This is a genomic window from Streptomyces odontomachicola, assembly GCF_039605595.1.
Classification (GTDB): Bacteria; Actinomycetota; Actinomycetes; order Streptomycetales; family Streptomycetaceae; genus Streptomyces.
Genome location: NZ_JBCFOK010000006.1, coordinates 439342 through 453723 on the forward strand (window position 1 = coordinate 439342; position 14382 = coordinate 453723).

The 14382-nt window shown below is 72.9% G+C and carries 11 protein-coding genes; 6 read left to right on the forward strand and 5 right to left on the reverse strand.

What is annotated here, in order from left to right; all coding sequences use genetic code 11:
* Positions 1-3: 3 nt before the first annotated feature.
* The 3 genes from ABEE00_RS14415 to ABEE00_RS14425 all read right to left on the reverse strand — a co-directional run bounded on the left by ABEE00_RS14415 (position 4) and on the right by ABEE00_RS14425 (position 4282).
* Positions 4-1230, reverse strand: a complete 1227-nt coding sequence (locus ABEE00_RS14415) for an acyl-CoA dehydrogenase family protein (protein ID WP_345745828.1) — start codon at positions 1228-1230, stop codon at positions 4-6.
* 43 nt (positions 1231-1273) lie between these two features.
* Entirely contained in the window at positions 1274-2407 is a 1134-nt protein-coding gene (gene sfnG, locus ABEE00_RS14420; protein WP_345745829.1) for a dimethylsulfone monooxygenase SfnG, read from the reverse strand.
* Between the two features lie 357 nt (positions 2408-2764).
* A complete protein-coding gene (locus tag ABEE00_RS14425; RefSeq protein ID WP_345745830.1) occupies positions 2765-4282 on the reverse strand; it encodes a carboxylesterase/lipase family protein in 1518 nt (505 codons plus the stop codon).
* Between the two features lie 314 nt (positions 4283-4596).
* On the opposite strand from ABEE00_RS14425, the gene ABEE00_RS14430 reads away from it, so the two are divergent.
* Complete coding sequence (locus ABEE00_RS14430) at positions 4597-4800, forward strand: cold-shock protein (protein ID WP_345745831.1); 204 nt, start codon at positions 4597-4599, stop codon at positions 4798-4800.
* 118 nt (positions 4801-4918) lie between these two features.
* Here ABEE00_RS14430 and ABEE00_RS14435 read toward each other — a convergent pair whose 3' ends face one another.
* Positions 4919-5869: a LysR family transcriptional regulator gene (locus ABEE00_RS14435; RefSeq protein WP_345745832.1), complete on the reverse strand. Its 951-nt coding sequence runs from the start codon at positions 5867-5869 to the stop codon at positions 4919-4921.
* A 325-nt stretch (positions 5870-6194) separates the two neighbouring features.
* Between ABEE00_RS14435 and ABEE00_RS14440 the strand changes: the two genes are divergently transcribed.
* The gene (locus ABEE00_RS14440; RefSeq protein ID WP_345745833.1) at positions 6195-6569 is read left to right on the forward strand and encodes a hypothetical protein; all 375 of its coding nucleotides are present in this window, start codon (positions 6195-6197) and stop codon (positions 6567-6569) included.
* A 92-nt stretch (positions 6570-6661) separates the two neighbouring features.
* Here ABEE00_RS14440 and ABEE00_RS14445 read toward each other — a convergent pair whose 3' ends face one another.
* The gene (locus ABEE00_RS14445) at positions 6662-8305 is read right to left on the reverse strand and encodes an adenosine deaminase family protein (RefSeq protein WP_345745834.1); all 1644 of its coding nucleotides are present in this window, start codon (positions 8303-8305) and stop codon (positions 6662-6664) included.
* A 220-nt stretch (positions 8306-8525) separates the two neighbouring features.
* Here ABEE00_RS14445 and ABEE00_RS14450 point away from each other — a divergent pair, with 220 nt between their 5' ends.
* From ABEE00_RS14450 to ABEE00_RS14465, 4 genes are all read left to right on the forward strand, one after another.
* Complete coding sequence (locus tag ABEE00_RS14450) at positions 8526-9641, forward strand: pyridoxal-phosphate-dependent aminotransferase family protein (protein WP_345745835.1); 1116 nt, start codon at positions 8526-8528, stop codon at positions 9639-9641.
* A 249-nt stretch (positions 9642-9890) separates the two neighbouring features.
* Positions 9891-11438, forward strand: a complete 1548-nt coding sequence (locus ABEE00_RS14455; RefSeq protein ID WP_345745836.1) for an amino acid permease — start codon at positions 9891-9893, stop codon at positions 11436-11438.
* Entirely contained in the window at positions 11435-12898 is a 1464-nt protein-coding gene (locus tag ABEE00_RS14460; protein WP_345745837.1) for an FGGY family carbohydrate kinase, read from the forward strand. Before ABEE00_RS14455 ends, ABEE00_RS14460 begins: the two co-directional genes overlap by 4 nt.
* 469 nt (positions 12899-13367) lie before the next feature.
* Positions 13368-14345, forward strand: a complete 978-nt coding sequence (locus ABEE00_RS14465; RefSeq protein ID WP_345745838.1) for a hypothetical protein — start codon at positions 13368-13370, stop codon at positions 14343-14345.
* Positions 14346-14382 lie beyond the last annotated feature (37 nt).

The following is a 14382-nucleotide window of genomic DNA, read 5'->3' on the forward strand; positions in this document are numbered from 1 at the left end:
CGGTTACGAGTACCACGTGGGCTGCGGCAGCTCCCCAGTGAGCACGTGGCGGCCCACCTCGCGGCGCTTGTAGGCCACCGGGTCGTGCAGGGTGTGGGTGCGCACGTTGCGCCAGAAGCGGTCCAGGCCCTCCGACGAGGCGGTGGCCCGCGCGCCGGTCACCTCGAAGACGCGGCTGGTCACCTCCAGCGCGACGTCCGTGGTGCGGGCCTTGGCCGCGGCCACCCGCACCTCGAACTCGCCGCGCGCCTGCTCGGTCACCGCGTCCGGGTCCTCGTGCAGCGCCTGCCCCTCCTGGGCCACCTGGTCGGTGAGCGCCTCGGCGGCCCACAGCTTCGCCGTCAGGTCGCCGTAGGTGTCGATCACGTACGGCTCGTCCACGGCGCGCTCGTACCCGCCGTGCAGCCAGGGCCGCGACCTGTTGGTGGTGTAGGCGCGCGCGGTCTCCAGGGCGCCGGCGGCGACGCCCAGGTAGAGGTTGGCGAACACGAGCTGGATCGTGGGCACGTTGAGGGTGTTGTAGACGCGCGGCTGGAAGGTCTTGTCCACGTAGCCCGCCGCCCCCGACCAGGGCACCCGCACCGCGTCCAGGCTCACCCCGCCGCTCTCGGTGAGGCGCTGGCCGATGTTGTCCCAGTCGTCGTGGAAGGTCAGGCCCTCGCTGTCCGAGGGGACGATCGCGAAGACGTGCCCCGCGCCCTCCTCGCTGCCCTCGAACACGCCCTCCAGCACGGTCACATCGGAGACCTTGCTGCCCGTGGAGAAGGACTTGCGGCCGGTGAAGGCGATCGTCTCGCCCTCGTCGCGCACCACGACGTCCGCGTCGCGCGGGTTGACCGCGCCGCCGAAGAACCACTGGTTCTGGGCCGCCTGCTTCTCCACCTCCTCCCACTGTTCGCGGGTGCCGACCAGGCGGGCCGCCCAGTTCCACAGGTAGTGGTAGCCGAGGAGCTGGCCGATCGAGCCGTCCGCCTTGGACACCTCGCGGACCACCCGGTACGCGGTCGGCCAGTCCTGCCCGCCGCCCCCGTGCTCCACCGGGCCGAGCAGGGTGACCAGCCCCGAGTCCTTGAGCAACTGCACTTCCGCGTACGGGGTCTTGCCCGCCTTGTCGCGGGCCGCGGCATCGGTGGCCAGCACGGCGGAGACCTCCGAGGCGCGCGCGAGCCACTCCTCGGGTCCTTCGGGGGTGGGGAGGGACTGCCAGTCGGCGGGGGCGACGGTGCTCATGTGCTTCTCCTTTACGGGGGCGGGGTGCGGGGCGCGTACGGGGTCAGGCGCGGGCGGCGGTGGTCAGCGACTGCGGCCGCCGGTCGTCGTCGGGGAGCTGCGCCTCCAGTTCGCGTACGAGGGGCAGCACGCGGCGGCCGAAGTACTCGACCTCCTCGTGGTAGTGCAGGAAGCCGAGAAGCAGCAGGTCGACGCCCAACTGCTTGTAGGCCACGATGCGTTCGGCGATCTGCTCGGGCGTGCCGATGAGGCCGGTGCGGAAGCCGTCGTTGTACTGGACCAGGTCCTCGTACGAGGAGTCCTGCCACATCCCCTTGCCGTCCGACGTGGACCGCCCCGCCTGCTGTACGGCCTGCTGGAAGCCGTCCACGGCGCGGGTGTCCGCCTTCGCGACGATCTCGCGCAGGGTCTCGCGGGCCTCGGCCTCGGTGTCGCGGGCGATGAGGAAACCGTTGAGCGCGAAGCCTGGCGGTGCGGCGCGCCCCGCCTTCTCTGCCGAGGCCCGTACGTCGCGGAGCTGCTCCTCCACTCCGGCGAAGTCCTTGCCGTTGGAGAAGTACCAGTCGGACACGCGGCCCGCCATGCCGCGCGCCGCGGTCGAGTTGCCGCCCTGGAAGATCTCCGGGTGCGGGCGATACGGGGTGGACCGCGGCTTCGGCTTGAGCGAGAAATCCCTGATCCGGTAGAAGTCGCCGGCCAGTTCGGCGTGGTCCTCGGTCCAGATGGAGCGCAGCGCGGTGATGAACTCCTCCGCGCGCCGGTACCGCTCGTCGTGCTCCAGCCACGGCTCGCCCAGCGCCGTGAACTCGCCCTTGAACCAGCCGCTGACCACGTTCACCGCGAAGCGCCCGTCCGACAGGTGGTCGGCCGTCGCGCCCAGTTTGGCCAGCACGCCGGGGTGCCAGAGGCCCGGGTGCACGGCGGCGATCACCTTGAGCCGCTCGGTGGCGAGGAGCAGCGCGAGACTGAAGGAGACCGACTCGTGCTGGTACTCGGCGCCGTAGCTGGCCATGTAGCGGACCTGGCTGAGTGCGTACTCGAAGCCGTTCTGCTCGGCCAGCCGCGCGAGTTCGCGGTTGTATTCGTAGCCCCAGTCGGTCCGCTGCTCGACGGTGCTGGTGACCAGCCCGCCGCTGACATTGGGAACCCAATAGGCAAAACGCAGGGGGTCGGACATGCTGAACTCCCGTGAGGGTGAGGGAAAAGGAGAGCCCGGCCCCTGGGAAACGGCTCCTATTTCGGGCAGCCGAACAGTCGGGCAGCCGAAAAGGTCCGGCGGGAACCGGGAAAAGGAAGGACGGCCGAGCCGCCGAGCGGCTCAGCCCACGCCGCGACAGGCAGCACTGCACACGAGCGCCAGATCCACGTGGCGCCGTCGCGTGAGCACGGGCGCAGAAAGCCCGTTCCGCTGCTGCCTCATGCCCTCACCCTAGGGCGAATTCCAGCCCTTCCGGAAGCCCGAATTCATGAACTCTCTATTGCGAGTTGATGATTCGGCGCGAAGTGCCGCGAAGTACGGGGAGTGCGCGGAGCGCTATTCGGCGAGCAGCGGAAGAGGCCCGAAGGCGTGGTGCTCCCACAGAGCGCGGGAGGTCGTCTCCGGGTACGGAGCCAAAGTCGGCGGGGTGTCGAGGAGTTGGGTGTGGTGGTCGGTCGTGTCGTAGGCGGGCCAGCCCGGGGTGCCCTCGGTGGCGAAGCGGGTCCAGGCGCGGCGGATGTACGCGGAGAGCTCCCGGGCGCCGGCGTTCGACGCGTCGCCGAGCAGGAGCAGGGCGATGTCGGCGTCCAGGGTGCCGAAGGTGAGCGGCACGTCCAGCGCGTGGCAGGCGCCGAAGGCGCCGTCGTACGCGGGCGCGGGCCACGTCAGCTCGTACAGATGGGCGCTGCCGCCGGCCTCGGACTGTGCGCGGGCCAGGGCGAGCGTGGGCATGCGGAACAGCCAGTCGGACTGGACGACTTCGCACAGCTCGGCGGGCCCTGCCCCCGGGAAGCCCTCGCGATAGCGGCGCGGCCCGTCGGGTCCCGGAGCGAAGACCCGCAGCGCGGTGTCGGCGCGCTCCTCGCTCACCGTGACCGGCAGCCCCTCCCAGGCGAGGAACAGCCGATACTCGTCGCGGGTGTGCCCGGTCAGCAGCGCGACGTCCCGCGCGGCGCCGTCGGCGACCGCCTCCCACGGCGTACGGCTCAGCAGCTCGCCGTCCACCACGGGCGAGAAGGGCGTCGGCGTGTGGGCCACTGCGCCCCACCGCGCCTCGTGCTGCCGCATCTTCGCGGCGATCGCGTCGCCGGCGGCCGGCAGCCGGCCGGGCGGCACCGTGGACAGGTCGGCGGCCGTGGGCCGCAGCCCCAGCTCCCCCGCGATCGCGGCGCCGATGTCGGCGGCCAGCCCGGCGGAGAAATACGTGCCGGGCACGCTCTGCAGCACGGCGCGCCGGAAGAGCCCCGCCGCGCGCTCCGTCGCGAGCAGCGCGGCGATCGACCCGGCGCCCGCCGACTCGCCGAAGACCGTGACCCGCGCGGGATCGCCGCCGAAGGCCCGCACGTTGTCCCGCACCCACTCCAGCGCCGCTATCTGGTCGAGCAGCCCCCGATTGGCCGGGGCGTCCTCCAGATGTGCGAATCCCTCGACGCCCACGCGGTAGTTGAGGGTGACCACCACGGCGGGCCCCTCGCGCGCGAGCAGCGCGCCGTCGTACCCCGGGGAGGAGGACGAGCCGTTCTGATACGCGCCGCCGTAGATCCACACCATGACCGGGAGGCCGGCGCCGGGCGCGGGGTCGGGGCTCCAGACGTTCACCGTCAGCCAGTCGTCGCTCTCGGGCTGCACGGCGGGCACCTCGGCCATCGAGGCGGCCTGCGGCGGTGGCGGCCCGAAGTCCCGCGCCTCCCGCACGCCGTCCCAGCCGCGTGCGGGGCGCGGTGCGGCGAAGCGCAGCGCGCCGACCGGCGGCTCGGCGAAGGGGATGCCGCGGAAGACGGCGACGCCCTCCTCGGACCTGCCCCGCAGCCGCCCCGCGGCGATGCGGACCTCGGGTGCGTCGTCGGTGGCCATGACGGGCTCCTTGTCCTGGGGGTCCTGCAGAGCCGGGCGCCGAGGGGCTGCGCCCCGGGCTCCCGGAGACCAACTCGCGGGCACGTCCGGAGGTTCCCGCGCGGCGCCCGCACACGAAGGGGCGGCGGGAGCGCGGGAGGCGTGTTACGGTTTCCGGAGTTGCAGTTTTGGTACCCATGAACTTTATGCGCGCCTGACGGAATGCTCCTTCAGGCGCTTTATTGTTTTCCGGCCACTCCGGAGTGTGGGGCTCAACGCAGCGAAGAGAGGTGCGCAAGGTGCGGGCCTCGTTCTGCCCCATAGAGGAGATCAGTATGGCCACCGGAACCGTGAAGTGGTTCAACTCGGAAAAGGGCTTCGGCTTCATCGAGCAGGACGGCGGCGGCGCCGACGTCTTCGCCCACTACTCGAACATCGCGGCGACGGGCTTCCGTGAGCTCGTCGAGGGCCAGAAGGTGACCTTCGACGTCACCCAGGGCCAGAAGGGCCTGCAGGCGGAGAACATCGTCCAGAGCTGAACGCTCGGCGCATGACCCGCGGCCGGGGCCCGCACCTTCGTGGTGCGGGCCCCGGCTTCTGTTGTGTCCGGGGCCTCTGTGTCCGGGGCCTCTTCCGTGTCCGGGCTTCGCGCACGGATCAGGAATGCTCGGCGAGCAGCGCCATGTCCGCCCGCGCCAGCACCGCGTCCGCCGCATGCCGCAGCGCCGCCACGCGCGGATCGTCGCGGCGCTCCGGGAGCCAGGCCAGCACCGCCGTGCACGGCGGCAGGTCGGTGACCTCCACATAGCTGACGCCGGGGCGCGGATACAGCTCGCGCGCGACCGAGGGCACGAACTGGATGCCCTCGCCGAGCGCGATGAGCGGCAGCGCCGACTCGTACCCCGCGACCTCGTGGCCCGAGCAGCGCGCCCTGCTGCCGTCCGGGCGCGGATCGGCCGACCACTGCTCGCGCCAGGCGCCGGGCACCCCGGGCGCCCAGCCGATGACGGGGCGCGCCGCGAGGTCGGCCAGGGTCAGGGTGCCGCGCCCCGCGAGCGGGTCGGCGCTGGATATCGCCGCGCAGCGCGGGCCCGTCGCCACGGTGCGGGTCTGCACGCCCTCGGGCACGGGCAGGAAGGTGAAGGCGGCGTCGACCAGCCCGTTGACCAGCGCGTACGGGCACTCCGCGAAGCCCTGGCAGGTGAGCTGGATGCCCAGCCCCGGCGTGCGGGAGCGCAGCGCGTCGAGGATCGCGGGCACCGGCGGCAGCGAGGCCGTGGCCTCGAAGGAGCCGAGCGTCATGGGGCCTGGTGAGCCGCGCCGCACCTCGCGCACGGCCCGCTGGAGGTCGTCGACGGCGGACAGCACGGCGCGCGCGTACGGCACGAGGGCGCTGCCGGCGCCGGTGAGCGCGACGCGGCGGGTGGTGCGGTCCACGAGGGACAGGCCGAGGCGCCGCTCCAGGGCGCTGATCTGCTGCGAGAAGGCGCCCTGCGAGAGGAAGACGCGCCGCGCCGAGCGGCGGAAATGCAGCTCGGTCGCGAGGGTGAGGAAGAGATGGAGCTGATGGGTGCTCGGGGCGCTGTGGCGCCCGTAATCCGTCGGCATTCGTTCCCCCGATGTATCCGTGTTCCGGCCGAACGGTCGGCTACCAGAATCCATCATCGCGGCGCCCCGCACGGGGGCGTACGGGAGCGTGGGCGGAGCACTCCGGCGCACCGTGGCGGGGAATCGGCGGGGAGTCGACGGGGAATGCCGGGTTCCGCGCAGCGTTCGGCGCTTATCCACGGAGCGAATCAATGCGGCGGAAAGGCCGAACGGCAAAGCGTTGCCGTGCACGGTGCCATTCCCCCAAGGTTTGTGATGTACCTGCTCATCGACACGGCGCCGCCCGGAATTCCGATTCCCGCGCCGCCGGATTCGGGGGAACACCATGCGCAAGAACCGTGCGCTCGCCGGCGTCCTGGCCGCGCTGGCCTGTGCGGCCGGAATGACCGCCGCCGCGGCGGCCCCTGCGGCAGCCGGCCCCGCCAAGGGCGCGGTGGCCGTGCAGAACACCCAGGTCACCGCGTGGGCCGACTACGGCGTCTACAGGAACCCCAACAACGGGAGCGAGAAGCTGAGCTACGTCACCCCGGGCGGCACCTACGACGCCATGTGCTGGACGCCCGGCCAGAAGGTGACCGTCGGCAACGTCACCAACCACATCTGGATCAAGATCGACCGCACGTGGCCGCGGGACAACGGCTACGTACCGGCCGCGGCGCTCCAGGGCGACGCGCACGCGAACGTGCCCAACCAGTGCTGAGCCGACAGCGCTGACACGTCCCGCTGCGTGAGCAGCACAGTGCCCGGCCGCCACCCAGGCGACCGGGCACTCTCATGCCGTGTGGGGTGTCGCTACCGCCCCGCGTGCCCCGGATCCCGCTCGAAGGCCGCGAAGGACTCCTCCAGCTTCCACTGGAGCGACGCCTTGGGGTTGCCCGCCAGGTACTCGGCGCAGGCGCGGCCCGGCGCGCCCTTGCCCGGCCGCTCGGAGCGGCAGGCGGGCACCGTGCGGTAGCCGTCCTTCGCGGGCCTGCCCTCCCACAGGCTGCGCCCGGGCTGGAAGGCGTACTGGAGCGAGGCCCGCGCCAGGTCCTTGAGCTCCGGGTAGCCGAGCCCGTAGGTCTGCGCGGCGTGCTGGTACTGGTGGCTGATGTCGGTCCTGGACACCCCGGGGTCGTCGGTGGCGAGCACCACCGGCACCCCGTACTTCCGGTACGACTCGAAGGGGTGCTCCTTCCCCTTCACGCCGAGGATCTGCTCATTGCTGGTGAAGGGCACCTCGACCGGCACGTCGCGGGCCGCCATCGCGCGCGCGAGCCGGGGCCAGCCGTCCTCGTGGCGCAGGTCGACGCCGTGCCCGATGCGTTCGGCCTTGCCCGTCCGGACGGCCTCGCGGATGTGGTACGTCAGCTCCTCCGGCTTGACCATGCCGGGCGCCAACTCGCCCGCGTGCAGCGAGATGTGCGCGCGCGGGTAGGTGCGGTGCAGGTAGCCGAGCATGCGCATGTGCAGCCGGTAGTCCCGCAGCGAGACCGGCGCGTCCTCGGGCTGTACGAGGTTGACCGCGGCGAACCTCGGGTCCTCCTGCGCCAGCCGCATCCCGAGCACCATCTGCGTGAAGACCTGCTCGCGCGAACTGGCGCGCAGCACCTGCGAGATGAACCGCACCGGCAGGCGGCAGCCGGCGTGCGGGTGCCCCGTGCCGCACTTCCCGGCGCGGCGGAACTGCTCCTCCGCCTGGTCCGCCTCCGTGCGCGCCTGCCGCACCAGGCGGTCCATCCGCCCGTGCGCCTCCAGCTTGCGGCGCATGGAGCCCAGGTCCTTGTCGTAACCGACCGAGTCGGCGAGCTTGTTGGCCTGGTCGACTGCGGGGCTGACCATGGTCTCCAGGTAGGACTGGTTCTGCCGCGCCAGGGAGTCGGCGACCTCGGAGAGCATGGTCCCGGTCTCGCCCCGCGTGGCCTTGTCGAACTTCCCGAAGGTGTCGAAGAAGTGGTCGTGCCCCTTGTCGCCCGTGTAGTCCTGCATGGACCAGGCGCGCAGCACCTTCTCGCGGAAGCCCTTGTCGCGCTGCGCGTCGGCGGCGGGCCGCTCGCCCTTCGCCTTGTCGCACGGCCCGGCCACCGCGGTGGTGGTGCGGTCGATGCACAGGCCCTTCTCGCCCGCCAGCTTGATCAGCAACTCGGTCGTCGCCGCTCCCGGCAGGTGATTGTGCAGGTCGGCGCCCTTGGGCAGCGCGGTGAAGAACCTCCGCAGCTTGGCCGGGTCCTGCCGTACGGAGTCCAGGTACGTGGCGGCGCGCAGCTCTCCCGGGGTGCGCGGGGGCCGGGCTCCGTCCTTTCCGGGAGCCCCGGTGGAGGCCGGCTTCCCGGCGGCGGAGTCCTGCTGCGCCGTGGCCGACTGGGCGGGCAGCAGGGTCAGGACGAGGAGGGCGCCGAGCCCGGCCCGCGCGAGGGCGCGGCGCGTACCGGCGGAAGGGTTACGCGTGTAGATCATGCCGCATCATGACCGAACAGCGGTGCTCATGCCAAGCACCGGACCCTCGCGCCCCCGCATACCGGCCACTTGGCCTCCGTACGCACCCCGCCCCTCCCGCGAGGCCCGCACCCCAGGTGCCGCGCGCCACCCCGTACCCCCTCGCGCCCCGTCCCACCCGTAGAGTCGGAGGTGCCGTAGGAGCCGTGAGAGCGCGGCCCGCCACCGCTGGAAGGCCACCGTGACCGTGCAATTCGACGCCCTGGACCTGCCCCCGCTGAGCGCGGAGCACTTCGCCCGCATCGAGGACAAGGCCGCCTCCGTGCTGCGGACGGGCAACGACGTGATCGTGATGCAGGGCGAGGCGCTGCTGCCCCTGGAGGCGTGCATCCGCTCGGCCGCGCGCCCCGGCAGCACCGCGCTCAACATCGTCACGGGCCCGTACGGCGAGACCTTCGGCAACTGGCTGCGCGGCAGCGGCGCCGAAGTGATCACGGTGACCGCCCCCTTCACCGGCGCCGTCAGCGCGGAGCAGGTCGCCGGGGCGCTGCGCGAGCACCCGGAGACGGAGCTGGTCAGCCTCGTGCACGCGGAGGCAGCCACCGGCAACACCAACCCGGTGCCGGAGATCGCCTCCGTGGTCCGCGAGCACGGCGCGCTGCTGATGCTGGACGCCGTGGCCTCGGTCGGCGCCGAACCGCTGCTCACCGACGAGTGGGGCGTGGACCTGTGCGTGATCGGCGGGCAGAAGGCGCTCGCGGGTCCCGCCGGGGTCTCGGCGGCCGCGGTGAGCCCGCGCGCGTGGGAGCGCATCGAGGCCAACGAGCAGGCGCCGCGCGGCTCGTACCTCTCGCTGCTGGACTGGAAGAAGCGCTGGACCGACGCGGGCCGCACCGCGCTCCCGCATGCCCCGGCCCAGTACGAGATGCTCGCGCTGGAGCAGGCGCTCGACCGCGTCGAGGCGGACGGCCTGGACGCCACGATCGCCCGGCACCGCGCGGCGGCCGCTGCCCTGCGTGCCGGCGCACGCGCGCTGCCCGAACTGGAGCCGTACGTCGTACGGGACGAGGACGCGGCGCCGGCCGCGACCACCCTGCGCAGCCCGGCGCACCTGGACGCGCGCGAGGTGGTGGCCGGGGCTGCCGCCGCCGGTGACGTGCCGGTGCAGGCCGGGGGCGGCGACCTCGCAGCCGAGATGATCCGAGTGAACCACTACGGCCGCGCCGCCTCCCGCGAAACGGTGCTGGCCTCCCTCGACGCCCTTGCGCTGAGCCTCGGTTCGCTGGGGTACGCGGCGGACGCCGACGCGGTGCGCGCGGCCGCGGAAACGGCGTGGGACGTGGCGCTCAAGGGCTGAACGACGCGGCGCCGAGGCCGCGGCGGGACTCGAAACGGGCCGCGCACACCGGGTGAACTGCCTGGTGTGCGCGGCCCGTTGGCGTGGGCGGCGTGCGCACTCGCCGGGGCGCGGTGGTTGACGCGGGGTGCGGCCGGTACCCAAGATCTTCTTCGGTCCCGTCCGCCGAGCGCCGAACGCCGTGCCGAACACCGCGCCGCACGCCTCCCGTTCACGGTCCGCAGCGGGCACGTCCGGTTAGGAGCCCCGATGGAGCAGCCGTCCAGCACCAGCAGCGCGGCGGCGGAACCGCCGAAGGAGGAGCCCGGGCCCGCGGAGGGTGAGGGGAGACCGGAGGGCGCCGGCGCGCCGGACGCGGCCGAGGCGAGCGTCGAGCACGCGGGCTACCAGCGGCAGTTCGCGCGCACCCTGAGCCGCTTCGAGTCCTTCGCCGTGGCCTTCTCGTTCATATCGATCACCACGGGACTCTTCACCACGTACGGGACCGTGCTCGGCTACGGCGGGCCCGCGGGGATCTGGACCTGGCCCGTGGTGACCATAGGTACCGCGCTGGTCGCCCTGGTGTACGGGATGCTGGCCTCCCGCATCCCGCTCTCCGGCTACAGCTACCAGTGGGCGAGCAGACTGGCATCGCCGCTGCTGGGCTGGTGGTTCGGCTGGGTCTCGTTCGCCTTCCTGGCCATCGTCGCGGTGGCCGTGGACTACGGGCTCACGCAGGTGGCGCTGTTCCCGCTGTTCGGCATCGAGTACACGGCGACCGCGGGCGCCATCGGCACGGCCGTGGTCCTGCTGCTCCAGATGACGCTGATCATCTGGTCCACCCCCATCGCCACCCGGGTCAACAACCTGGCCGTGGGCGCCGAGGTGCTGGCCATGACGGGGCTCACGCTGCTGATCGCGGGCGCCTGCGTGTTCACCGACACCGGTGACTGGTCCAACCTCGCGTCCGTCGGAGAGGCCCCGGCGAAGGGGTACTTCGGTTTCCTCGGCCCCTTCATGCTCTCCGCGCTGCTGGGCGCGTTCACCCTCGTCGGATGGGAGTCGGCGGCCAACCTCGCGGAGGAGACGCACGACCCCAAGCGCGTCGTGCCCCGCGCGATGGTGCGCGCCATCCTGCTCAGCGGCGCCATCGGGATGCTGTTCCTCATCGTGATCACGGTCGGCGCGGGCTCCAAGGTGCCCGAGCTGACCAAGAGTTCGGCCCCCGTCGCGGCCATCATCGAGCAGACCCTCGGGCACGTGGCGGCCTCGGTGATGCTGGTCGTGGTCAGCATCGCGATCTTCGCGTGCGGGCTGGTCATCATGGTGAGCAACAGCCGCCTGGTGCACGCCATGGCACGCGACGGGCGGCTGCCCTGCTCGGGCGTGCTCAGCCGGGTGCCGCGCCCCACCGGCGGTCCCACCTGGGCCACCGCGACCGTCGCCGCCGCCTCCATCGCGATCGTCGCGGCCTTCGGCACCAACCCCGACGCGCTGCCCCAGCTCCTGAGCGCCGGAACGCTGATGCCCGCGCTGCTCTACGCCGGGACCGTGGCCCTCTTCATCGCCACCCGCCGCAAGTACACGCCGCGCCCGGACGACTTCACGCTCGGGAAGTGGGAGAAGCCCGTGGTCGCCGGAGCCGTGCTGTGGCTGGTCGCCGAGCTGTGCATCTTCGGCATCCCCGGCGACTTCCGGCAGGCGCAGCTCTACGCGCTGGGCACGCTGGTGCTCGGCGCCCTGGTCTTCGCCGGCGTATGGGTACGGCGTCGCGAGGCCCTCACCCGCGAACCCGGCGTGGAGGTCGAATCCCTGTGACCGTCATCCTCGCCCTCGACCAGGGCACCTCGGCGACCAAGGCGGTCGTGCTCGGCCCGGGCGACGAGGTGCTGGCGGTCGCCGAGGCACCCGTGACCCCCGAATACCTGCCGGGCGGCGCCGTCGAGCAGGACCCCGGCGAACTGCTGGAGTCCGTGTACGCGGCGGGCCGACGCGCCTGGGAGAGCGCGGGCCGCCCCACGCTGGGCGCCGTCGCGCTGGCCAACCAGGGGGAGACGGTGCTCGCCTGGGACCGGCACACCGGGCGCCCGCTCTCCCGCGCCATCGTGTGGCAGGACCGGCGGGCCGAGGGGATCTGCCGGGAGCGCGCGGCCGGAGCCGAGCGGATCGCGCAGCGGACGGGCCTGGTGCTCGACCCGTACTTCTCCGCGCCCAAGATGACCTGGATCAGGGAGAACATCACCCGCGAGGGCGTGGTCACCACCACCGACTCCTGGCTCCTGCACCAGCTCACCGGCGCCTATGTGACCGACGCGTCCACCGCGTCGCGCTCGCTCCTGCTGGACCTGGACACCGTCGCCTGGGACCCCGAACTGGCCGCGGTCTTCGGGCTGGAGGACGAGGAGCTGCCCCGCGTCGCCGACTGCGACGAGACGGTCGGCACCACCACGGCCTTCGGCTCGGGCGCCCCGGTGCCGGTCGCCGGGATCGCGGTGGACCAGCAGGCCGCGCTCCTCGCCGAGGGCTGCACCACGCCGGGCACCGCCAAGTGCACTTACGGAACGGGCGCGTTCCTGCTCGCCAACACGGGGAAACGGGCGCTGCGCCCGGCCTCCGGGCTGACCTCGTCGGTCGCGTGGCGGGTGCGCGGCGAGACCTCGTACTGCGTGGACGGGCAGGTCTACACGGCGGCCTCCGCGGTGCGCTGGCTCCAGGACCTGGGGCTGATCGAGGGGCCCGCCGACCTGGACCGGGTGGCGGCCTCGGACGCCGACGGCGTGCTGTGCGTCCCCGCGCTGGCCGGGCTCGCGGCGCCCTGGTGGCGGCCCGACGCCACGGCGGCCTTCACCGGCATGACGCTCTCCACCCGCCGCGAACACCTCGTGCTCGCCGTGCTCCAGGGCATCGGCGCGCAGGTCGCCGAGCTCTCCTCGCTGGTGCAGCGGGAGTTGGACGTGCCGCTGACCCGGCTGCGCGCGGACGGCGGCCTCACCCGCAGCCGCACCCTCGTCCAGGCGCAGGCCGACCTCGCCCAGGTGCCGGTGGACGTCTACCCCTCGGAGCACGCCACCGCGCTCGGCGCGGCCGCCTTCGCGCGGCTCGCCCTCGACCCGGACCTGCCCCTGGAGCGGGCCGTTCCCTCCTGGACGCCGGGGCGCACGGTGGAGCCGCGCTGGAGTGCCGGGCGCGCGGCGGGACACCTGGAGCGCTGGCGGGAGGCGGTGCGCACGGCGGCGCTGAGCGGTACGGGGGAGCCGGCGGCGGACTCCGTCGACTGAGGGGCGGTGCCGAGTGAGAGCGGCGCTGCACGAGGACGCTGCGGAATGAGTCGTTTCAGGGTCGGGGCCGCGGCGCGCTCCCACGGGTTCGTGCACGCATGCTTGTTTCAACCCTGAACAGGGAGCCGCGGCGAAATCGGGCTCAACTACCCCGTACCCGCCCCGAATTTGGACCCACGTCTCAAGAACTCGAACAACAACTTGATCCGTTCCCTGGTAGGGGGCGGCTCCGGCGCGTTAGGTTTCCCTCACACCCCGGAACGTGTGATCCCCGCCGGCGCTCTGACCAAGTGCCGGGCGTCATGTTCCCGCGCACGCACGCCATTTGAGGAATCCGAGGACCGCCTGTGATGACGCACGCCCAGCCGCCGGAACCACCCCGCTCCTCCCGCAGCGCGCACCGGCGGCCCGTGCGGCCCTCCTGATGAGCCCGCGGGGCGCACGGGGTGCCGGGGGAGACTTCAGGCCGGTGTTCAGCCCGGCCGGGTTCGACACCGCGCTGCGCGGCACCCTGGAGGAGGTACGCGCCGGACGCTGGATGAGCATGCGCACCCTGCTGCGCACCACGGGGCGCGACTGGGCGCTGCGCACCTCGCGCAGCCAGGTGCTCGGCATCGTCGCCGCGCACTCGCAGGTGGTGCAGGCATGGCTGGACGAGGTGCCGGGGGACCCCGACGGGCTGCTGATGCGGGCGCGCGTCGGCGTGGAGCGCGCGCTGCGCGCACACCGTGAACGCCATCCCAGCGCGGGGGAGTTGGAGGAGGGCGCGCGCCGCGCGTGCCTGGCGGCCGCCGAGGCGCTGCCCGCCGACCCGGTGCCCTGGGTGTGCCTGCTCGCGCTCGCCCAGGCCGACACCGGGCTGCGGCGGCCCGAACACCGCCAGCAGGCCGCTGAGCCGATGCTGCCGACCGGGCCGTGGGGGCTGCTCTACCGGGTGCGCCAGCGCGACGGGTACAACCGCGAGGCGCACCACAGGATGCTGCAATTCCTGAACGCGCGCGCGGCGGACTCCGACGGTTCGCAGGCCGCCTCGATCGACTTCATCCGCTGGGTGGTCTCCTGGGCGCCCGCGGGGTCCCCGCTGCTGGTCCTGCCGCTGTACGCGTACGCGGAGCAGTTCCGCAGACACGACAGCGCGCACAGCGCCGACAGATGGCTGCGCAGACGCTGGGCCGACGAGCCGGTCATGGTGGACACCCGCAACGCGCTGTACGGCTGGTTCGACCGCACAGACCCGACCCGTGAATCGGTGCTCGACCTCAACTACCTGGCGCACGCCGCCTGGTCGGCGCACTGGTACAAGGACGCGGCGCGCGTCTTCACCGCCCTCGGCCCCTACTACACCCGGCAGCCGTGGACGTACGTCAGCGACGGCCCCGGCGACCCCGAGGCGGCCAAGACGGAGTTCCTGCGCGCCCGGGCACAGTCCCTGGCCGCGACGGGCTGACCACCCGCCGGCCGCATCCCCCCACTCCCACCGAAGA

What these genes read in the sequence shown, in the direction of transcription:
- ABEE00_RS14415 (WP_345745828.1), bottom strand. Translation starts at nt 1,230, where the DNA reads ATGAGCACCGTCGCCCCCGCCGACTGGCAGTCCCTCCCCACCCCCGAA.
- sfnG (WP_345745829.1), bottom strand. Translation starts at nt 2,407, where the DNA reads ATGTCCGACCCCCTGCGTTTTGCCTATTGGGTTCCCAATGTCAGCGGC.
- ABEE00_RS14425 (WP_345745830.1), bottom strand. Translation starts at nt 4,282, where the DNA reads ATGGCCACCGACGACGCACCCGAGGTCCGCATCGCCGCGGGGCGGCTG.
- ABEE00_RS14430 (WP_345745831.1), top strand. Translation starts at nt 4,597, where the DNA reads ATGGCCACCGGAACCGTGAAGTGGTTCAACTCGGAAAAGGGCTTCGGC.
- ABEE00_RS14435 (WP_345745832.1), bottom strand. Translation starts at nt 5,869, where the DNA reads ATGCCGACGGATTACGGGCGCCACAGCGCCCCGAGCACCCATCAGCTC.
- ABEE00_RS14440 (WP_345745833.1), top strand. Translation starts at nt 6,195, where the DNA reads ATGCGCAAGAACCGTGCGCTCGCCGGCGTCCTGGCCGCGCTGGCCTGT.
- ABEE00_RS14445 (WP_345745834.1), bottom strand. Translation starts at nt 8,305, where the DNA reads ATGATCTACACGCGTAACCCTTCCGCCGGTACGCGCCGCGCCCTCGCG.
- ABEE00_RS14455 (WP_345745836.1), top strand. Translation starts at nt 9,891, where the DNA reads ATGGAGCAGCCGTCCAGCACCAGCAGCGCGGCGGCGGAACCGCCGAAG.